Here is a 19,465-nt window from a genome sequence, read left to right as displayed (position 1 = left end):
CCTGAGAGCACCGCGGGGTGTCAGGCTCCCCGCATCATCGTTGACCTCCATCGCGAGCAAGCTCGCTCCTACAGGCTCTTCCAAGTAACCCGCCGTTACCAAAGAAACGGATATGCCCCCAAACCTAACACTGGTTATCGCGATACTGGCTCGGCGACAAACTGGTCAGCGCCCGAAACTGCCGGCTGAAGGCACTGTGGTCGGTGTAACCACAGCGCAAGGCAATCTCGGTGATAGGCAACTCGGTGTGCAGTAACAACCGCGAACCTTCTTCCAGGCGCGCCTTGTGAATCATTTGCCGTGGGGTGAGCTGGAACACCCGTTTGCAGTGCCGTTCCAATTGCGCCACGGAATAACCAGCGATGGCGGTCAGTTCGGCGAGGCTGATGGAGCGGGCGAAGTGGCGGCGGATATGGGCATCCACGGCGGCGAGTTTCTGGAACGCCGGATGGTTCGACTGCGGCGATTGCAGGTCGCGGGAGATACCGGCCAGGCCCACGATTCGACCCTGTTCATCCTTCAAGGCGAGCTTGTGGGTCAGGCACCAGATCGGCTGATTGCCATAATACAAATGCAGCTCCAGCTGATCGGCCAGTTCGCGACCGCTGGACAGCACTCGCCGATCCTGCTCGGTGTACAGCGGACCGAAGCGTTCCGGGAAGACCATTTCGGCGGTGCGCCCCAGCAGCTCGTCCCTGTGCTTGAAACCACAACGCCGGGCCAGGGTCTGGTTGACGAAGGCGTAGCGGGCCTCACAGTCCTTGATGAAAAACACCACGTCCGACAGGGTATCGAGCAACGGCGCGATGGGCTGAAGACTGTTCAGCAGCGTCGGCAGATCGCAAGGTTTGAAGGTAGTGAGCGAGGGATACATGGCGCTGGGGGTCTGAGGGTGACCCCCGGGATCATAGAGACTCGGCAGCGTGGCCGAAACCCCCGGCGTGATCATCACGCTGGCGGGGTATCGTCCAGGGACATCAGGGTTTCGATCCGCGCCGGACTGAAGGGTGGGCGCGGTGCTGAGGGCTGCCAACCAAACAAATGCTGCACTGCGCCGCCACACACCCGGCCCTGGCAGGCGCCCATGCCGCAGCGACTGGCGAGTTTGGCTTCGCGCCAGTCAGAGTGACCGGTCAATGCCGCGTAGGGCACGTCTTCGCAGCGGCAAACCAGGGTGTCGGGTTGGGCCAGGGACTTGAGTCGCGGGTCGAGGGCGAACGCGCGGTTCAGCGCCTTGGCGAAACCCTGCCAGCGCGCCCGGCGCGGCCACAATTGCTTGGCGGCTTCCAGATTGCCGACCGCAGCGTGGCCGGCAATCGCGCCTTCCACCAAGGCCAGTTCGCTGCCGCCGAAGCCGGTGCATTCGCCTGCCGCATAGTGATCGGCGCGGCTACTGGCCTGCCAGTCATCCACTGCGATGGCTTGATCTTCAATGGCGCAACCCAATGCCTGACCTAACTGGATATTCGGAATCAACCCGAATCCACAGGCCAGCCGATCACATTCCAGTTCGACGATGTTGCCTTGTTGTTGCAGGCGCACGCCTTCCACTCGGTCGGTGCCGAGCGCGGCCAATACGTGGGTGGCGGTGCGGTAATGGTGGTCGAACAGACTGAACGATTGCAGCCATTTGCCGGGCCAGCGCGGCAATTGCGCGACGAAACCGGCGACGGCGCTACGGTTGGCTTGTTCGGCGATGCGTTGCACTTGCGCGCCATGCTGTTTGGCAGTGGCGGCGCTGGCCAGTAACAGCGGGCCGCTGCCGGCGATCACCACGCGCTCGTTCTGCACCGGCAAACCGGCCTTGATCAGCGCCTGCAAACCACCCGCACCGGTGACACCCGGCAGGGTCCAGCCGGGGAAGGGCAGCAGCAACTCACGGGCGCCGGTGCACAGGATCAGTTTGTCGTAGCTGATCAACCAGCCATGGTCGTCATCTTCCACCAGCAGTTGTTTCGCGCCGGGATTGGCGATCACCCGAGTACCGGCGTGATGGCGGATGTTGTTGCACGACGCCAGACGCTCGCGCAGGCGCCGGGCCTGACCGGGCACGCTGGCTTGAGGGCCGTCGCGCCAGATTTGCCCGCCCGGCAGCGGGTTGTCGTCGAGCATGACAATGCGGGCGCCGCTGGGGGCGGCGGCAAGGGCGGCGCTCATCCCGGCAGGGCCAGCGCCAATGATCAACAGATCAGCGTATTCATTCATGGGCGAGTCTCCACCTGCATGCCGTCACGGCACAGGGTCTGGCAAGCCAGGCGACGCCGGCCATCGATGGTCACCCGGCATTCCTGGCAGATGCCCATGCCACACAGCGGCGCACGGCGTTGGCCGCTGACCGATGTGCGGGTACAGCCATCACTGGCCAGCGCCAGGGCCGCGGCGACACTGGTGCCTTCGGCGACTTTCAGGGCGTGGCCGTCCAGCAACAATTCAGGCATAGACCGGTTCTCCGAGAAAACGCTGGGGCAGATAAGGCTGTGCGGCCAGTGGCGGGGTTTCGTTGAACAGTTGCGCCACCAGTAAATCGGCGGTGCCGGGGGCGGTGGTTACGCCCAGTCCTTCGTGACCGACGGCCAGCCACAAGCCTTGACGTTGTGGATGCTGGCCCACCAGCGGCAAGCCGTCGGGGCTGGCGGCGCGGAAACCGGTCCAGGCACGGATGCCATTGAGCCGGGCCAGCCCCGGCATGTACTCGACGGCACGCTTGAGCATTTTCGCGAGCATCCAGCCTTCGACCTGCGGGTCGGTGGTGCCGAATTGCCGCGAGGCGCCGATGAACAGTTGCCCTGTGGGGCGCGGCTGGATATTGCAGGCGGTCGACGGCCCCGTGGCGTTGTGGGCACTGGTGACGTAACCCAGTTCCACCAGCGTATGGGTGACGCTGCCGGGGTAGCGGTCAGTGATCAGCAAGTGGCCTTTTTTCGGCTCGATGGGCAATTCCGGGCACAGCTCGTTGGCTTGAATACCGTTGGCCAACACCACAGCTTCGGCACTCAACCAGTGACCATCATCGAGGCAGACGCGGTTGCCATCGACCGCACTGACCCGTGCCCGGCGCTCGCGGATGTTCGGTGTTTCGAGCATCCATCTGGCCGTCGCCGGGGCGTATAGAATACCGTCGCCATTGATCAGCAAGCCGCCTTCCAGTCCTTCGCTCAGTTCCGGTTCGCGCTGGCGCAGGGCACTGGCGCCGATCAGTTCGCAAGCCACGCCCTGGGCTTGCAGGTTCAGGAATTTGCTGTGGGCCACCGCCATTTCTTCGGCATTCGCCGCCAGCCACAGCGTGCCGTTGCAGCGGTAGGCACAGCTGTCGGGCAGGTCCGCGCCCAGTTCTCGCCAGCGCTGCAACGAATATTGACTCAGGGCCAGTTCGGCGGGGTTGTCGTCGAGTACCAGCAAGTGGCCCATGCCAGCGGCCGTGGCGCCGTGCAGGCCGGCGTCCAGCACCAGCACCTGCAAGCCGCGACGGGCCAGCGCCTGGGCACAGGCGGCACCGATAATGCCGGCGCCGATCACGATCACATCGGCCACCTGGCCCTCGTTCATGGGCGAATGCCCCAGGCGAACGGGTCGTCCTGTTCGATGATCAGGCTCGCCTCGGCACTGATGAACGCGCGACCACGAATGGTCGGCACGATGCGCTCACCCTGCAGTTCGTAGGAACCCTCGAACTCGCTACCGATGACGCTGGCCTGGCGCCAGATCTGCCCCGGTTGCAACTTGTCGTCGGCCGCCAGGCATGCCAGTTTGGCACTGGTGCCGGTGCCGCAGGGCGAACGGTCATAGGCTTTACCGGGGCAGAGCACGAAGTTGCGGCTGTCGGCGTGATCGTCATCGGCGAACAACTCGACGTGATCGATCAAGCCGCCGTCTTCACCGCGAATGCCTTGGACCTCCAGCGCTTGCTGCACGGCGAAGGTGTAAGCGGTCAGCGCGTCGAGGTTGTCGCCAGCCACCCGCAGGCCATGCTCGGCGATCAGGAAAAACCAGTTGCCGCCCCAAGCGATATCACCGACCACTTGGCCGATGTCCGGCACCTGCACCGCCAGCGCCTTGCGATAACGGTAGGCCGGCACGTTGCGCACGCTCACCGAATGGTCTTCGTGCAGGGTGGCCTGCACCGTGCCCACCGGCGTTTCGATGCTGTGCACGCCGGGGCCGATCTTGCCCAGGTACGCCAACGACGCCACCAGGCCGATGGTGCCGTGGCCGCACATGCCCAGATAACCGGTGTTGTTGAAGAAAATCACCCCGGCACAAGCGCCAGGGTCCACCGGCGTGCAGAGCAGGGCGCCCACCAGAACGTCACTGCCCCGTGGTTCCAGCATACAGGCGGCGCGCCATTGATCATGCTGTTCGGCTAATACCTTGCGCCGTTCGGCCATGCTGCCAGTGCCCAGCTCAGGAAAGCCGGCGGTCACCAGGCGGGTCGGTTCGCCACCGGTGTGGGAGTCGATCACAGAGATGCGTTTCATGGGAGGGCCACGTCCATTCGGTTGAGTGAACGCAAGAGTGGCCCGTGCGGCGGGGTGTCGGCTTGATGGATTTAGTCTGTGCCGATGACGAAATCGGCACAGCATCCGCAGCGGTCAGTGGGTGTGGGGCAGGTGCTCGAACAGGGTCGTGCAGACGCCGGCAATGTGCTCGTCCAGAAGCTTCACCGCCAGGTCCACATCCCCGGCGCGGCAGGCCGCCAGGATCTCGCGGTGTTCGTGATCGGCCCGTTCCTTACCGGCCGACAAGCTCATCTGCATGCGTAGATAACGTTCCAGCTTGTCGTTGACCGAACGGATCAGACTCACCAGAAACGGTCGCTGCGCCGGCTCGTACAGGCAGGAATGCAGCTCCCAGTTGAGCTCGGCCCAGCGCCCCACGTCGTCCTCGCCGATGAACTCCTGACAGATGCGCTCGGCACGGGCGAAGGTCTCTTCGGTCATGTTCGGAATGGCCAGGCGCAGAATCTTGTCCTCCAGCAACATCCGCACTTCGAACATCTGCGCCAGTTCCGCATCGGAAACCCGCGTGACCATCGCCCCGCGATTGCGCTGGAACATCACCAGCCCTTCGGCCTCCAGCCGCTTGAGGGCTTCGCGCACCGGAATCTTGCTGACATTGAACTGGCGGGCGATGTCGTCCTGGCGGATCGGCTCATCCTCGGCAAAATGCCCGGCGACAATCGCATCCCGCAGATGGCGGGTGATGATTTCCGAAGTCGAAGGCGTGTTACCAAGGTCGGGTGCGTTGAGTTTGGGTAGGTTCACGGCGGCGGTCGTTTGGAGTGAGATAGCGCTAGGGTATACGAAATTCTTTTGCTGATCTTCCCCGGTTCGACGTCGATGTACCCGATGTCGGTAATACAACCCGCTACAACATAACGGGCGCCTGTTAAGGCGCCCGTTTTCATTCCGGCCTGTGCCGCGCCCACTTCACCGTTTGCCATGGTTTTACGCTGGACGGATTGGCCCGGTGCATAGCCGATCAGGCAGCCAATGCCGAAGGCCGAGCCTGTAATGTGCTGCAGGATGTCGACTTCACCCATCGGCGCCCAGAACACGCCGCGCATGGAGAAGACGATCGTCCTTGAACAGGTTCCCTGGACTGATGACGGAAGAAGCTCGGATCCAGGACATCAAGGTCAAGTTGAATAGCCAGATGTTTGGTTCCCGTTTCCTTAAGCCATTGGAGCACAGGTTCGCTGGTGTCCTGGCTCTGTCAGTGACCTTACGCGAGCATTACTGAGTTCAGGTCCAGGAGGTCTCTCAAGGTCCGCACTCATGGTTGGGGGCATCCTTTTTCGAGAAGGAGAAAACACGAGCGACCGAAACGGGGATTCTGACTGAACTCTTGTTAGCCGAGCGGACCACGAGTCCGTTTGTCCGGACTCGTCGATCCGGCTCTGTCACGTCAGCTTGAAGGGCAGATCACGCACCGACTTACCCGTGAGGCGTGCGACCGCGTTTGCAAAGGCGGGGGCCAGCGGTGGAAGGCCCGGTTCACCCATCCCTGTGGGTGGCTCGGCGCTTGGCACGACATGAATGGAAAATTCCGGCATGTCGGTGATGCGTGGAACGCTGAAGTCTGCAAAATTACTCTGTTGCACGACGCCGTCTTTCAGGGTGATGGCACCGCCCGGCAAGCACATTGACAGCCCCATAAGGGCGGCACCTTGTACTTGGGCCTCAACGCTGCGCGGGTTGATGACCAGGTTGCAGTGGACGCCGGCGGTCACATGGTGCAGTACCGGACGACCGTTCTGCACCGACGCTTCCACGACGTAAGCCACTACCGAACTGAACGACTCATGTACCGCAACGCCCCAGGCTCGACCAGCAGGCAGCTCGCGTTTGCCGTACTCGCTCTTGTCCACCGCCAGTTGCAACGCAGCGCGATGACGCGGACTTCGATCGGCAAAAAGTTTCATCCTGTAAGCCACTGGATCCTGTTTGGTTGTTCGGGCGATCTCATCGATCAACGTCTCCATCACGAAGGCAGTGTGGGTGGAGCCCACACTGCGCCACCACAACACCGGCACGTTGAGTTTTGGGTGATGCACCGTCAGGCGCATCGGCAGTGGATAGGGATCGCGCATACCTTCCGTTGCCGTGGGGTCTATGCCGTTTTTCACCCGTCCCCCGAACATGGTGCCACTGATGATGGACTGTCCTACCACAACGTGGTCCCAGGCCAGCACCTTGCCGGTATCGTCAAAACCGATACGAGCGCGATGCAGGTGCATGGGGCGATAGTAGCCGCCTTTGATATCGTCCTCGCGGCTCCATAGCGTGCGCACCGGTACATTCAAACCGGCCATTCGCGCGGCCTTGGCCACCTCGCATGCCAGCACCACAATGTCGCTGGTGGCTATGCCACGCCGGCCAAAGCCGCCGCCAGCGGTCTGTATATTAATTTGAATTTGCTCGGGCTTGAGGTTCAGTACACGTGCGGCTGCCGCGCTGTCAGCCCCGGGAAACTGGGTACCCACCCATAGTTCGCAGCGTTCTTCGGACAGTTTGACGGTACAGTTCAACGGCTCCATTGGCGCATGGGCCAGGTAAGGAAACACGAATTCGGCTTCCAATCGATGTGGTGCTGTTTCCAGTGGCGCCATGTCAGCCTCGAAGAGCCGTGGACCAGGATGCCCCGCCAGCTCCCGGTAGTCGGCCAACTGCTTCTCGCTATCGACTTTTTCAACAGTCGTCGTATCCCATTGCAGCTTGAGTGCATCACGCCCTTGTTTGGCTAGCCAGTAACCGTCAGCAACGACGGTTACGCCTTCAGCCCCCCCATCGAGCGGTACACGCAGCACCGCTTTCACGCCTTTGATGGCACGTGCAGCACTGTCATCCAAAGAGGAAATTTTGGCACCGAATACTGGTGGTCGGGCCACCACGGCCGTCAGTTGTCCCGGTAGTTTTATGTCGATGCCGAAATCCTGCTGACCACTGCTCTTGGCCTTGGCATCGATGCGGGTGGTGGCATGGCCAATGATTCGGAAGTCTTTGGGGGACTTGAGCGTGATCGTTTCGGGCACAGGCAACGCCATGGCGGCCTCCGACAGTTCGCCATAGCTCGCTTTGCGGCCCGCCGGGCCGAACACCATTCCGGATCGCGTACTCAGGCTGGCCACATCCACATTCCAGCGCGCGGCCGCCGCGGCGAGCAGCATGGCGCGAGCGCGGGCACCCAGTTCGCGGTACTGGGTATAGCTGTTCTTGATCGAATTGGAGCCGCCGGTGAGGTGCATGCCAAAGAGAGGGTCCCGGTAAGCGATGTCGCCAGTGCCGTTGCGGCTGCGCACGAGGCTCCAGTCGGCATCAAGCTCTTCGGCGAGGATCATCGGTAGGCCAGTCTGCACGCCCTGACCGAACTCCAACCGGTTGATGGTTACGGTTACTTCCCCATTGGGCGCTATCTGCACGAATGCCGAGGGTTGCTGACTCGGCTTGAGAGGCTCTGCGCGATTGTCGCCAGGCTGTTGCGCCAGGGCCAGGTGAGGAAATGCCCCCAATGCCAGGCCGCCGACACCAAGGATTTTCAGGAAGCTGCGGCGGGGGAGCGTGGTGGGACCGTCGATCTGGTTGCGTTCGAGCATGTGTTGCAACGCGCGGGGGAGCTCGTCCGGGTAAATGTCGTTAAACATGGCATGCTCCAGTCAGGCAAGGGCTTTGGCGGCGTCAGCCACCGCCGCGCGGATACGAGCGTAAGTGCCGCAGCGACAGATGTTGCCAGCCATGGCCGAGTCAATCTCGGCCGCCGTGGGCTGCTTGCCCTTGGGCTGAGCCTTGAGGAAAGCCGTCGCGCTCATGATCTGCCCGCTCTGGCAATAGCCGCATTGCGCAACGTCGTGTTTGACCCATGCCTCGTGTACGGCTGTGCCCACTGGGTCACTGCCATTGGTTGCTGCTTCGATGGTGGTGATCTTCCTGCCCTCGGCGGCCGCGACAGGCGTGACACAGGAACGTACGGCCTGTCCATCAAGGTGAACAGTACAAGCCCCGCACAGTGCGGCCCCGCAGCCAAACTTGGTGCCGGTCATGCCCAGCGCGTCGCGCAAAGTCCAGAGAATCGGGGTGCCAGGGTCTACGTCAACCGTGTAGTCACGGCCATTGATGTTCAGTGCGCTCATAGCAGGACAGTTCTCCATGAATGAGTGGGATCAGTGTTCCAGGCGTTTGCCAACTGTAGCGCCGTACTTCCTGGGTCGAATGCTCGATCCGCTTCGATGATTGCCCAATTTGATGGATGAGTTGAGCGTCACGAGCGCGACCAGGACGCTTGAAATTCTTGAGTCGGTGATTGAATCAGGCAATGAAAGAGGTAGATCGGGCAACTCTTTGGGCTATTGGTCGACGCATACTTCAAGCATTGGATCTACCGAACAGGCCCCCCCCATGGAAAAGGATAGAGAGACTCCTGGATCAAGCTCCCGGGATCTACGAACCCTCAGTCGTCGTGACGTGCTGATCAACTCGGCCATCGTTGGCACTGGTTTGGCCGTCAGCCCTTTGTCGTGGGCCAGCACATCGGACCGCACTCATGGCACCTTTGATGGAGGACCTGTCATGCGGCAGCGCAAACTTGGCAGCCTGGTTGTCTCAGAGTTGGGCTCGGGATGCATGAGCATCAGCGCCAACTACGGCCCGCCGGCGGACAGAGTTGAAGGCATCAAGCTGATTCGCAGCGCCTATGAAAAGGGCGTCACCTTCTTTGATACGGCTGAAGTCTATGGCCCGCATACCAACGAAGATCTGGTCGGCGAGGCGCTTGCCCCTTTTCGTGATCAAGTGGTCATCGCCAGCAAGTTTGGTTTCGACATCGAAGTTGGCGGTCTCAACAGCCGTCCTGAACATATCAGGGCAGTGATTGAAGGTTCGCTCAAACGCCTGCGCACGGACCACATTGATCTCTACTACCAACACCGAGTCGACCCGTCAGTGCCGATCGAAGAGGTCGCGGGTGTGATCCGGGAACTGATCAAGGAGGGCAAGGTGTTGCATTTCGGCCTCTCCGAAGCGAGTGCCAGCACGATTCGTCGGGCGCACGCAGTCCAGCCGGTGACGGCTGTTCAAACCGAGTACTCGCTGATGGAGCGAGAGGTGGAGCGAAACGGCGTGCTTGCAGCGTGCGAGCAACTCGGGATCGGTTTCGTGCCATGGGGGCCGCTAGGAATGGGCTATTTGCCTGGCACTCTGAATGACCGACCCCGGCTCGATCCGAAGACGGACCTGCGAGCTGGATTCGACCGCTTCAGCCCTGAGAACCTGGCAGCCAACACCCCGATCATTGATTTCCTCAAGGCGTTTGCGAAACGCAAGGGCGCCACTCCCGCGCAGATCTCGCTGGCTTGGCTGCTGGCCCAGAAACCCTGGATTGTTCCGATTCCAGGCACGCGCAGATTGGATCACCTGGAAGAGAACCTGGCATCCGTCAGCGTTCAATTGACGTCCGCAGACCTGAGTGAGATCCACGCGGCGCTATCCAGGCTCAAGGTGCACGGCGGTCGAATGAATGAAATGCAGATGCGCGTTGTCGATCAGGCGGAGTAAGCGGAGGCATGGAAGCTTATCGCCTGAGCCCCTTCACGAGCCGTGAAGAACTGCTGCGTGAGGTCAGAGCGAAGAGGGTTGAACTGACACAATATTCGTCATTTTAGGCAATGAATACGCCGATTGATGCAGCAATCAAAAGGAGAGGCTCGACACAATAGGCACTCGTTAGAAAAGGAACAATCACATGACTGAGAAAAAAGTTTGGTTCATCACCGGTGCTGGCCGTGGACTGGGTGTAGACATTGCCAAAGCGGCACTCGCTGCCGGACATGCCGTCGTTGCCACCGGCCGTGATGCCGGGAAAGTGCTGGCGGCAATCGGTGAACATGAAGACTTGCTGACCCTCAAGCTCGACGTTACCCGTCCCGATGATGCCCAACACGCGGTCAAGGCCGCCATCGGCAGGTTCGGGGAGATTGATGTACTGGTCAATAATGCCGGTAACTTCTATGCGGGCTTCTTCGAAGAGCTCAGCCCGGAACAGGTGCGCAGTCAGATCGAAACGCTGCTGTTCGGGCCGATGAACGTCGCTCGTGCAGCACTGCCGGTAATGCGCAAGCAACGTTCTGGTCTGTTGCTAACCATTTCCTCCACGGCGGGCATCGCTGGCGGCATGTTCTGCACGGCCTATGCGGCGGCAAAATTTGGTCTCGAAGGCTGGATCGAGTCCCTCGCGCCAGAGATCGAACCCTTTGGCATTCGCACGATGTTGGTTGAGCCGGGCTTCTTCCGTACTGAACTGCTGACGGCCGATTCCACCACTTTCGCACCACCCTCCATCGACGATTATGCCCAGCGGACGCGAGAGACCGTCACGGCCTGGAGTGGCATGGACGGCAAACAGGGCGGTGACCCTGCCAAGCTCGCCGACGCGATTGTGCAGCTTGCAGGGCTCGACGAGCCACCGGTTCGTTTCGCCGCGGGCGCCGACGCGGTGCAGACCTTCGAGGCCAAGGCCAACGTGCTACTGGCACAGGCTGACGCCTACCGTCAGCTGTCGTCCTCTCTTGCTCACGATGAGGCGTGATTCTCGTCAACATCTCATCCATTGCCGGCCGTTTACAACCGACTGACATAGAAAGGGGAAACCATCATGGAAACGGGATCAAAAAAGCTTCTGATGAAGCGCTTCACTGATTTCATAAACACTGCGAGCGATGAATTGGCCGGGGAGTTGATCTCTCCGCAGGCGATGTTTTTCGTTCCGGGGCGTTCCGAGCCTTTGCAGGGGCCGGACGGCTATCAGGAGATCATTGCGATGATGCGCGCAGGCTTTCCAGATATTCAGTGGACGCTTGAGGAACTGATTATTGAGGGCGACAAGGTGGCCGCGCGCTTTACGATGCGCGGTACGCATCATGGAAGCTTCCTCGGTGTTCCACCCTCCGGAAAGACTATCGAGGTCAAGGCGGTCAATTTCTATCGATTCGCCGATGGTCAAATAGTTGAAGAGCATGGTCAGCCTGATCTATTGGGGCTGCTTAAGCAGATCGGTGCGGTACCGCTATAGATACATCGTCGGACTCAGTGCATGGTCGCTCCGGGTATTTGGCACCCGTGGCCCATGCAGGACGGCGGCCTCAGGTGTCCATGCATCCGTCAACGGACACCTGTTTTAACCTTGAGCGTCAATTCGCTGGATCAGGCAGTAGAAGCAGCAGAACCGGCAACTCCCTCCTGGCACACCCTCACATACTTTGAAAACCACGATGGCCCATCGATGACCGATCCGGCTCATCTGGGGTTTCGTTTGTTATTCAAATTCATGGGAGTTCGTACGATGAAAAAATGGGTCACCGCTTCTGTCGCTGCAATCACATTCGCGTTTGCCGGTCTCTGTCTGGCTCAGGATCCAACACCGCACGGCTACATGATCGCCAACTACCAGATCAACGATCAGGCGACCTTCCAGCGTTACATGGAAGCCGCAGGCCCGCTGGCACCGAAGTACGGTGGCAAGGTGATTGTTTTCAACCTCAATTCCACGGCTGTTGAAGGAAAACCCAAGTCGGTGATGGCCATTGCCGAGTTTCCAAGCCTTGCCGAGGCTCAGCGGTTCTACAACTCGCCGGAGTACACCGCGGCTAAAAAACTTCGAATGGCCGCTACCGAAGGCTCCGTCGTAATTACTGAAGGTTATGCGCCAGCACCGCAGTAATCCGACGCCAGGTCTTTGCAGTCCCAACCCCTTCAGCAGATGTCCGGAGCCTGACATGAACGAGCCACTCGATATGCTATTCCCCCCATCCAACGCGCCCTCGCAAAGCCGCCGCAACATGCTCAAAGTCGGAGCAGCGCTGGCCACACTGCCTGTGATCACCTCGACACTGTCCTTTGCCCAGGCTGCGGAGCAACAAAAGATGACCGTCACCACAGAAGACCCATCCGACGCGTTCATTAACGGTCTCGCCGATTTGATGGCGCACTCGACACGTACGCCGATTCTGCGCTGGCCGAACGAATACGGCATGGAGTACGAGGAAATTTTCTTCCCGGCAATGGATGGGGTGACCATTGAAGGCTGGTTCATTCCTGGTAAGTCCAATCGTTTGGTGATCTGCAATCATCCGATGCCGTGCAACCGTTATGGTTACCCTGGGCACCTGGCGCCCTGGACCGACTTCGGTGGCTTCGAGGTGAACTTCCTCCCGGAGTACAAGGCTTTGCATGATGCGGGCTACAACATCATTGCCTACGACCTGCGCAATCATGGTCGGAGCGGCATGGGCAGTGGCGGCGTCAATGGTCACGGGGTGCTGGAGTACCGCGATGTGGTGGGTTCGCTGCGCTACGCCAAGTCCCGACCGGATACAAAAAACATGAAGACGGTGCTGTACAGCCGCTGTCTGGGAGCCAACGCCACCATCGTCGGGATCAAGAAGCACCCGAAAGAATTCAAACATGTCAAAGCGCTGGTGGCGCTGCAGCCGGTAACGCCAAGGGTGTTTGTGGAAACAGCGGTGGAGCGGCAAAAAATCACTAATGGCGTCGAACGCTTCGACGCCGCGCTGCATCGGCGCACCGGCTATCACCTGGCGGATGTCTGGCCCATGGAGTATGCCAAAGCCGTGACCTTGCCGACCTTTGTCGCTCAAGTGCGCGATGACTTCCTGACCAAGCCTTCCAATGTTCAGGAGATCTTCGACACCCTGTCTTCCAAAGACAAAGAGCTATTCTGGATCGAAGGAACAGACCTTAGATTTCAGGGTTACAACTACTTCGGGCAGCACCCTCAACTGATCCTGGACTGGTTCGACAAGCACATTGCCTGACGTTGTCTCATGGGGCTGTGCTCAACACTTCCAGTGTCTGGCGCCTTTGCCGGGCACTGGTCGCTCAGCAATCTCCTTGAACCAGGCAAGCAAGTACCCGGATCCGGTAACCCGATCCACACGGCGCTTCACATACTCCGTGTGAGCCATCGGGGCCTGGCACGCAGCTAGCGGCGTGCCAGGCACTCCATGGGCATTCGAAAACGGCTGTGAGTGCTTGATATGGAAAACAACGCTATCCGGTTTGCCTGTAATGGCTGCGGGATTTGCTGCAAAGGGCGTCTGATCCCTCTGACGTTGAACGAGACAAGGCAGTGGCTTCAGCGCGGGCATGAGGTGGCCGTGATCCTGGAGGCATTCGATGAATCGACCTGGCAGTCGGACCCTCGGCAGTATGCCCACAGTGCGCAACGGGCGGTGGAGGTCGCGAGCGGTGATGCCCGGATTCGGGTAGTTGCGGTGTTCGCAGGTAATGCGCTGCAGCAATGCCCGAGCCTGGGCGAAGACGATCGCTGCGGTATCTATGAGGAGCGGCCGCTGGTTTGCCGTATCTATCCAATGGAAATTAATCCGTTTATTGCCCTGAACCCGGAAAACAAGGCTTGCCCGCCCGAGGTCTGGGAGCAGGGCGAGGTCTTGTTCACCGACCGGATCGTCGACCCGGTACTGGCCGATCATGTCGAACGCTCCCGTCAGGCCGACAGGGACGATGCACAGGCCAAGATTGCCGTATGCGAAACCATGGGGCTGGGCGTTGCCGCCTGGAAGGGCAATGCGCTGGCGGTGTATTTGCCTGATCGAGCGTCTCTACTTAAGGCTATTGATCATTACGACGTCGGGATGTGGGCACTGGCAAGCCACGACTGGAAGATACGAATCGATGACCCCGGGTTAAAGCAGCAACTGCAGGCGGCGGGTGTTGCTCTGGATGATCGGCCGCACGTCGACTACATCTTTCATCGACTGTAGAGTGGCCTCATTGGATTAGGCATTAAGGCGGTCTGAAATACTTTGTAATATCTGGCTGTGGCAAGCTGGCGTTACAAAACTCCGTTGAATCGTGCAAACAACAGCGTCAATCAGGCAACCGGCTGATGCCGGAGCCGCCTCATACTGTGGTCATTCTGATCAGCGAAGCAGGACCGCACGATGGCCTCTCTTTTCACGTCCTATACCCTGAAAGACGTCACTCTGCGCAATCGCATCGTGGCTTCGCCGATGTGTCAGTACCAGGCACGTGACGGATTGCTGAATGAATGGCACCAGACCCACTATGAAACCCTGGCCAAGGGGGGAGTTGGTCTGGTGGTGGTCGAGGCCACAGCCGTCTCACCGAGGGGGCGGATAACCTTGGGTGATGCCGGGCTCTGGAGTGACACACAAATATCTGGTTTTGCATCTGTGGCAAATGCCATCAAGGCGGCTGGGGCAGTGGCAGGTATTCAGCTTGGACATGCTGGCCGTAAAGCCGGTTGCACAGCACCTTGGCAAGGCGGGGCACCACTACCGGAGTCCTATCCTCATGCCTGGCAGCCGATCGCACCTAGCGCATTGCCCTTTATGCCCGGTACCCCTCATATCCCCGGGGAGATGACATGCGAAGACATTCAGCGCACACAACACGATTTCGCCAGAGCTGCAGTCCGGGCGTTGGAGGCGGGGTTTGAATGGCTGGAGCTGCATTTCGCGCACGGCTTTCTCGGCCAGAGCTTTTTGTCTCGGCACGCTAACTTTCGTAGCGACCGCTACGGGGGAGACCTAGAGAACCGTGCACGGTTCCTGATTGAGACTGTGGCTGCGGTCAAGCGAGTCTGGCCGGCCCATTTACCTCTGGCCGTGCGCCTGGGCGTGGTGGAGTTTGGTCAGGAGGCGGAGCGGTCTTTGTCCGAGTCGATTCAGGTGCTGGATTGGCTTAAAGGGGCAGGGGTCGATTTTGTCGACGTCTCCTTGGCGCTCTCTACCGCAGGTGAACCCGTGCCTTGGGCACCGAACTTCATGGTGCCTTATGCCGAGAAGGTTCGCGCGGAAACTGGCCTGCCGGTGGGCACCAGTTGGATGGTCACCGATGCCAGGCAAGCGGATGATTTCGTGCGTAATGGGCAGCTCGACCTGGTGTGTTTCGCTCGCGGTTTACTGGCGAACCCGCACTGGCCGTTTCAGGCGGCACGAGCCCTGAACATTCAGAACCCTTCGGCGGTGCTGCCAACCCCTTATGCGTATTGGCTGCAGAATTGGGCGAGTTGAATCTGCCCCCGCTGGTAGGCGCCAGAGCCAACGGCGAGCACGCACTCGAATTTGGCGGTCATGGCAGACATTGTTCGTGTGAGCAACGGCATCGTTCGTGACCAGCTATAGATTTCATGTTTTCAAGGAGAGCACTGTGCAGCCTGCTGCCAAAAGTCACCAAACTGCCAGCGACACAAGTCGTCTCGCCGGCGTCGTCAGCCAGATTGTGCGCAGTGATTGCGACCTGATCACCGCCGTTCCCGGCCTGAGCCTGCATCGACGCAAGTCTTCCACTGCGCCTGTGCACTGTATTTATGGACTGGGCATTGGTGTGACCTTGCAAGGCTGCAAGCAGGTCATGGTGGGGGAGGAAGTGCTTAGTTACGCGCCCGGTCAGTCCATGGTTACCAGCGTTGATCTGCCGGTCATTTCACATGTGACTCAGGCCAGTGTCACACAACCTTTTCTGGGCATGATGCTGACGTTCGACAGCGCCACGGTGATACAGCTCGCCGAGCGCATGCGGTTGTCACAGCGCATGAAGGATGAAGGGTTCCGGCCCATCACCGTACAGGCGCTGGACGCCGCGGTGCTTGATGCAATGGAGCGTTTGGTCGGACTGCTCAGTGAGCCTGAACTGCTTGAAACACTCGCGCCGCTGATCAAGGAAGAGATCATTGCTCGACTGTTAAGCGGTGCTCATGGTTCGCAGTTGCTACATGTCGTCGCCGCGGGCTCACCGAGCCAACACATCGTCAAGACGCTTGCCTGGCTGAAACTTAACTTTCGCCATGCGCTACGCATGGACGACTTGGCGGCGAATGCACACATGAGTCCGTCTACCTTTCGCCAGCATTTCCGCACCGTAACAGGCATGAGTCCGCTGCAGTATCAGAAACAATTGCGGCTGCAAGCGGCTCGACAGTTGATGCTAAGTCAGAATGTCGACGCGAGCAGTGCGGGCGGGTTGGTGGGCTATGAAAGCTCGTCGCAGTTCAGTCGCGAATACAGCCGTCTGTTCGGAGAGCCGCCGCAGAGGGACATAAAACGAATGCGCTTGCAGTAAATAAGTTACAGCTGCCAATGGCGATCTTTCGCTGACCGTGAGATCGCCAAGCGGCCGGCTGCGCGGTCAGTTGCCCATACCAAACCGAAGCCTTCGCCTTGTAATGTCTCAAGGTGGGAAAGGTAGAGTAGAGCTGGTCTCAATCGGCAGTAGCGGGCGTTTGGATGGTAAAAATCCATCTAATGCGCCCTTGACGAGAGAAGTGCCGGCCTCTTTCAAAGGCTATCCGGATCCCCGAAGAACATCTGAATCCGCGAGCGCAACCAGCGTTCCCCCGGATCATTATCCTGCGACCCTCGCCAGGCCATGTGCAGTTCAAAGCTGCGCACCGGCAACGGCGGATCTTCTGCCCGCACACCGCCGGCGGCAGTCAGTGCATCAGCCGTGTAGTCCGGCACGGTTGCGACGATGTCAGTGCCGGCCAGCAAGGTACTCAAGCCATTGAACTGCGGCACCGCGAGTACCACATGACGTTTGCGCCCGAGTTTTTCCAGTTCTTCATCTATAAAGCCGCTGAGGTCACCGGCGAACGACACCAGTGCATGGGGGCGGGCGCAATAGTCATCCAGGCTCAACGGCCCCGGCACGGTGTCGGCGCGCAACAGCTTCGGCTGGCTGCGGCGCAGTACCTTGCGCTTGGCGTTGGCTGGCAGGTCGGTGGTGTAGCTGACGCCGATGGATATCTCGCCGGATGCCAACAACCCCGGCATCAGGATGTAGTTGACCCGGCGTATCACCAGCACAATCCCCGGTGATTCGGCACGCAGACGCTTGAGCAGCATTGGCAGCAAGGCGAATTCGACGTCGTCCGAAAGGCCGATGCGGAACACGGCGGTACTTGTGGCAGGATCGAACTCGGCCGCACGGCTGACCGCCGTGGAAATCGAATCCAGTGCCGGCGAGAGCAGGGCGAAAATCTCGATCGCCCGGGCGGACGGCTCCATGCTGCGGCCGGTGCGCACAAACAAAGGATCATCGAACAGCCCGCGCAGGCGCGAGAGCGCCGCACTGATGGCTGGCTGGCCGAGGAACAGTTTTTCTGCAGCACGGGTCACGCTGCGTTCATGCATCAATGTTTCGAAAACGATCAACAGGTTCAGGTCGACACGACGCAGGTCATTACGATTCATCTGGAGTCCTGGCAGAGTCAGCAAACTTGACGTGAGCGGCCATATGAGAACAATGGCCAGCAGGAATATTACGGGGAAAGACTGGTACTCTGCACCGAGTAATTCAGATTTCCTACAAAAGCGGCTTCGATTTCTTACGGCAATTGACAATGTTGCCGCCGCTGCGGAATCAATGACAGGCATGTCGACTATTAATAGCCACTGATAGTGTTGGGTTGAAAGCCCAGCTAGAGTTCATGGCATTAGAGGTTTATTTGGCGAGGTTTGCGATGTCCCGCACGATCCGTTTTCACAAGTTTGGTCCAGCCGAGGTGCTCAAATGCGAAGAGCATGCGGCCGCTCTGCCTGCACCGGGTGAAGTGCAGGTGCGCGTCGAAGCCATTGGCATCAGCTGGTACGACACTCTCTGGCGCCAGAACCTGGCGTCGTCCCGCGCCCATCTGCCTTCGGGCCTTGGCCAGGAAATGGCCGGTATCGTCACGGCTGTCGGTGAGGGTGTCGATGACCTGGCGATAGGTGACAAGGTCGCGAGTTTCCCGGCCCAAAGCCCGAACGACTATCCGGTCTATGGCGAACTGATTGTACTGCCGCGCTCGTCGCTGACCCGTTACCCGGACGTACTCAGCCCGATCGAAGCCAGCGTGCATTACACGCCGCTGTTGGTCGCCTATTTCGCTTATGCCGACCTGGCACGGGTCAAGCCCGGGCAATTCGCCCTGGTGACTGACGCGAGTCATTGCGCCGGACCTTCGTTCGTACAACTGGGCAAGGCTTTGGGTGTTCGAGTGATTGCCGCAACCAAGTCAGCAGAAGAGCGTGAGTATCTGCTGTCACTGGGCGCCGAAAAAGTCATCGTTACCGAGGAAGAAGATCTGCTCATGCGGATCAACAAAATCACAGACAACCGCGGCGTGGACGTGGTGTTCGATGGTTTGGGTGGCCCGCAGATGTCGCTGTTAGGTGATGTACTGGCGCCTCGCGGCAGCCTGGTGCTGTACGGCCTGCAAGGCGGCAACCAGACGCCATTCCCGGCTTGCGCAGCGTTCCAGAAGAACATTCAGTTCTTCGTGCACTGCATCGGCAACTTCACCGGCAAGCCGGAACTGGGCATCATCCAGGACCAGGTCGCACTGCAACGTGCCTTGCGCGACATCAACCAGTTGACCGCTGACCGCGTGCTGTTGCCGCTCAAGACTCGGGTCTTCCCGTTTGCCGAGGTTGTCGAGGCGCACCGCTACATGGACGAATGCCCGTGTCGTGAACGGGTCGCGCTGCAGGTCGAACCGGCGTAACACTTACCCAAGAGCGCTCCCAAGAGTCCGTGCCCACACGGACTCTTTCGTTTCAGCCCGCGAAACCCGTCGATCCGCAGGCCGGTCCAGCAACTGAACTGGTTTTTGCTCGTAATCTGTAGCTTCTAATCAGCCACTAAGCCCTGATAATTGAATGATTACTTTCATCTCAAGGAATGAGTCATGGCTGGGTGTCTGGTTGGAACTTTTCAATGTGCGCCACCGGTGCACCTCTCAAAATTAGTTCGTTGTTGTGTAGTTGCCAAAAACTCAGCGACAACTTTCTTCTTTATTTCTTGTATTAAACGTCTGTGGGACTTTGTCGGACGTTTCCTAAGACCCCGATTTCAATCGATCAAACCCTTGCCAGCCGGGCGTTACGGCCTCGCTTTCGTCGTTCGCACGAGGGGGCGCTGCGATCGTTTCAAAT

General features: G+C 59.6%; 19 protein-coding genes and 1 pseudogene. 9 read left to right on the top strand and 11 right to left on the bottom strand.

All coding sequences use genetic code 11. From position 1 onward, the window contains the following. Window positions 1-124 precede the first annotated feature (124 nt). The 10 genes and pseudogenes from AC07XF_RS19190 to AC07XF_RS19145 form a co-directional block, all read right to left on the bottom strand. Window positions 125-874 (bottom strand): AraC family transcriptional regulator, encoded by a 750-nt coding sequence (locus AC07XF_RS19190; RefSeq protein WP_108228334.1) that lies wholly within the window; start codon window positions 872-874, stop codon window positions 125-127. 74 nt (window positions 875-948) lie between these two features. Next, window positions 949-2,205, bottom strand: a complete 1,257-nt coding sequence (locus AC07XF_RS19185) for an FAD-dependent oxidoreductase (protein ID WP_495027683.1) — start codon at window positions 2,203-2,205, stop codon at window positions 949-951. Further along, a complete protein-coding gene (locus tag AC07XF_RS19180; RefSeq protein WP_007994312.1) occupies window positions 2,202-2,438 on the bottom strand; it encodes a 2Fe-2S iron-sulfur cluster-binding protein in 237 nt (78 codons plus the stop codon). Before AC07XF_RS19180 ends, AC07XF_RS19185 begins: the two co-directional genes overlap by 4 nt. Further along, entirely contained in the window at window positions 2,431-3,546 is a 1,116-nt protein-coding gene (locus AC07XF_RS19175) for an NAD(P)/FAD-dependent oxidoreductase (protein ID WP_495027682.1), read from the bottom strand. The genes AC07XF_RS19180 and AC07XF_RS19175 overlap by 8 nt, the downstream gene beginning before the upstream one ends. Then, a complete protein-coding gene (locus AC07XF_RS19170; RefSeq protein WP_495027681.1) occupies window positions 3,543-4,475 on the bottom strand; it encodes a 4-hydroxyproline epimerase in 933 nt (310 codons plus the stop codon). The genes AC07XF_RS19175 and AC07XF_RS19170 overlap by 4 nt, the downstream gene beginning before the upstream one ends. Window positions 4,476-4,589: 114 nt before the next feature. After that, on the bottom strand, window positions 4,590-5,261 hold the full coding sequence (locus AC07XF_RS19165; protein ID WP_033051988.1) for a GntR family transcriptional regulator: 672 nt from the start codon (window positions 5,259-5,261) through the stop codon (window positions 4,590-4,592). Then, window positions 5,258-5,563, bottom strand: coding sequence for a hypothetical protein (locus AC07XF_RS19160; protein WP_495027680.1), 306 nt, complete (start codon window positions 5,561-5,563; stop codon window positions 5,258-5,260). The genes AC07XF_RS19165 and AC07XF_RS19160 overlap by 4 nt, the downstream gene beginning before the upstream one ends. Before the next feature lie 41 nt (window positions 5,564-5,604). Next, window positions 5,605-5,700 (bottom strand): annotated as a pseudogene (locus tag AC07XF_RS19155) (arginase family protein); the annotation flags it as partial. A gap of 199 nt (window positions 5,701-5,899) precedes the next feature. Next, window positions 5,900-8,140, bottom strand: a complete 2,241-nt coding sequence (locus AC07XF_RS19150; protein ID WP_495027679.1) for a xanthine dehydrogenase family protein molybdopterin-binding subunit — start codon at window positions 8,138-8,140, stop codon at window positions 5,900-5,902. Window positions 8,141-8,152: 12 nt separating this feature from the next. Further along, entirely contained in the window at window positions 8,153-8,626 is a 474-nt protein-coding gene (locus tag AC07XF_RS19145) for a (2Fe-2S)-binding protein (RefSeq protein WP_495027678.1), read from the bottom strand. Window positions 8,627-9,062: 436 nt separating this feature from the next. On the opposite strand from AC07XF_RS19145, the gene AC07XF_RS19140 reads away from it, so the two are divergent. The 8 genes from AC07XF_RS19140 to AC07XF_RS19105 all read left to right on the top strand — a co-directional run bounded on the left by AC07XF_RS19140 (window position 9,063) and on the right by AC07XF_RS19105 (window position 16,613). Continuing rightward, window positions 9,063-10,046, top strand: coding sequence for an aldo/keto reductase (locus AC07XF_RS19140; RefSeq protein ID WP_495027677.1), 984 nt, complete (start codon window positions 9,063-9,065; stop codon window positions 10,044-10,046). Between the two features lie 187 nt (window positions 10,047-10,233). After that, complete coding sequence (locus AC07XF_RS19135) at window positions 10,234-11,076, top strand: SDR family oxidoreductase (RefSeq protein WP_495027676.1); 843 nt, start codon at window positions 10,234-10,236, stop codon at window positions 11,074-11,076. Between the two features lie 66 nt (window positions 11,077-11,142). After that, a complete protein-coding gene (locus tag AC07XF_RS19130) occupies window positions 11,143-11,559 on the top strand; it encodes an ester cyclase (protein WP_495027675.1) in 417 nt (138 codons plus the stop codon). 111 nt (window positions 11,560-11,670) lie between these two features. Continuing rightward, entirely contained in the window at window positions 11,671-12,207 is a 537-nt protein-coding gene (locus AC07XF_RS19125) for a DUF1330 domain-containing protein (protein WP_495027674.1), read from the top strand. Window positions 12,208-12,262: 55 nt separating this feature from the next. Further along, window positions 12,263-13,321, top strand: a complete 1,059-nt coding sequence (locus AC07XF_RS19120; protein ID WP_495027673.1) for an alpha/beta hydrolase family protein — start codon at window positions 12,263-12,265, stop codon at window positions 13,319-13,321. A 222-nt stretch (window positions 13,322-13,543) separates the two neighbouring features. Then, entirely contained in the window at window positions 13,544-14,290 is a 747-nt protein-coding gene (locus AC07XF_RS19115; protein WP_495027672.1) for a YkgJ family cysteine cluster protein, read from the top strand. Between the two features lie 180 nt (window positions 14,291-14,470). After that, window positions 14,471-15,565 carry an NADH:flavin oxidoreductase/NADH oxidase gene (locus AC07XF_RS19110; RefSeq protein WP_495027671.1) on the top strand — a complete coding sequence of 365 codons (1,095 nt, stop codon included), beginning with the start codon at window positions 14,471-14,473 and terminating at the stop codon, window positions 15,563-15,565. Window positions 15,566-15,701: 136 nt separating this feature from the next. Then, window positions 15,702-16,613 (top strand): AraC family transcriptional regulator, encoded by a 912-nt coding sequence (locus tag AC07XF_RS19105; RefSeq protein ID WP_495027670.1) that lies wholly within the window; start codon window positions 15,702-15,704, stop codon window positions 16,611-16,613. Between the two features lie 215 nt (window positions 16,614-16,828). On the opposite strand, the gene AC07XF_RS19100 is transcribed toward AC07XF_RS19105, so the two are convergent. Continuing rightward, on the bottom strand, window positions 16,829-17,743 hold the full coding sequence (locus AC07XF_RS19100) for a LysR family transcriptional regulator (RefSeq protein WP_108228796.1): 915 nt from the start codon (window positions 17,741-17,743) through the stop codon (window positions 16,829-16,831). Window positions 17,744-18,012: 269 nt separating this feature from the next. On the opposite strand from AC07XF_RS19100, the gene AC07XF_RS19095 reads away from it, so the two are divergent. Next, on the top strand, window positions 18,013-19,035 hold the full coding sequence (locus AC07XF_RS19095) for a zinc-dependent alcohol dehydrogenase family protein (protein ID WP_495027669.1): 1,023 nt from the start codon (window positions 18,013-18,015) through the stop codon (window positions 19,033-19,035). The last annotated feature ends 430 nt before the right edge of the window (window positions 19,036-19,465 follow it).

The organism is Pseudomonas sp. GW821-FHT01C01 (assembly GCF_059422645.1).
Note: the sequence above shows the minus strand (reverse complement) of the source record. Positions and strands in the feature narration are given on the sequence as shown.

What these genes read in the sequence shown, in the direction of transcription:
- AC07XF_RS19190 (WP_108228334.1), bottom strand. Translation starts at nt 874, where the DNA reads ATGTATCCCTCGCTCACTACCTTCAAACCTTGCGATCTGCCGACGCTG.
- AC07XF_RS19185 (WP_495027683.1), bottom strand. Translation starts at nt 2,205, where the DNA reads ATGAATGAATACGCTGATCTGTTGATCATTGGCGCTGGCCCTGCCGGG.
- AC07XF_RS19180 (WP_007994312.1), bottom strand. Translation starts at nt 2,438, where the DNA reads ATGCCTGAATTGTTGCTGGACGGCCACGCCCTGAAAGTCGCCGAAGGC.
- AC07XF_RS19175 (WP_495027682.1), bottom strand. Translation starts at nt 3,546, where the DNA reads ATGAACGAGGGCCAGGTGGCCGATGTGATCGTGATCGGCGCCGGCATT.
- AC07XF_RS19170 (WP_495027681.1), bottom strand. Translation starts at nt 4,475, where the DNA reads ATGAAACGCATCTCTGTGATCGACTCCCACACCGGTGGCGAACCGACC.
- AC07XF_RS19160 (WP_495027680.1), bottom strand. Translation starts at nt 5,563, where the DNA reads ATGCGCGGCGTGTTCTGGGCGCCGATGGGTGAAGTCGACATCCTGCAG.
- AC07XF_RS19150 (WP_495027679.1), bottom strand. Translation starts at nt 8,140, where the DNA reads ATGTTTAACGACATTTACCCGGACGAGCTCCCCCGCGCGTTGCAACAC.
- AC07XF_RS19145 (WP_495027678.1), bottom strand. Translation starts at nt 8,626, where the DNA reads ATGAGCGCACTGAACATCAATGGCCGTGACTACACGGTTGACGTAGAC.
- AC07XF_RS19140 (WP_495027677.1), top strand. Translation starts at nt 9,063, where the DNA reads ATGCGGCAGCGCAAACTTGGCAGCCTGGTTGTCTCAGAGTTGGGCTCG.
- AC07XF_RS19135 (WP_495027676.1), top strand. Translation starts at nt 10,234, where the DNA reads ATGACTGAGAAAAAAGTTTGGTTCATCACCGGTGCTGGCCGTGGACTG.
- AC07XF_RS19130 (WP_495027675.1), top strand. Translation starts at nt 11,143, where the DNA reads ATGGAAACGGGATCAAAAAAGCTTCTGATGAAGCGCTTCACTGATTTC.
- AC07XF_RS19120 (WP_495027673.1), top strand. Translation starts at nt 12,263, where the DNA reads ATGAACGAGCCACTCGATATGCTATTCCCCCCATCCAACGCGCCCTCG.
- AC07XF_RS19115 (WP_495027672.1), top strand. Translation starts at nt 13,544, where the DNA reads ATGGAAAACAACGCTATCCGGTTTGCCTGTAATGGCTGCGGGATTTGC.
- AC07XF_RS19110 (WP_495027671.1), top strand. Translation starts at nt 14,471, where the DNA reads ATGGCCTCTCTTTTCACGTCCTATACCCTGAAAGACGTCACTCTGCGC.
- AC07XF_RS19100 (WP_108228796.1), bottom strand. Translation starts at nt 17,743, where the DNA reads ATGAATCGTAATGACCTGCGTCGTGTCGACCTGAACCTGTTGATCGTT.
- AC07XF_RS19095 (WP_495027669.1), top strand. Translation starts at nt 18,013, where the DNA reads ATGTCCCGCACGATCCGTTTTCACAAGTTTGGTCCAGCCGAGGTGCTC.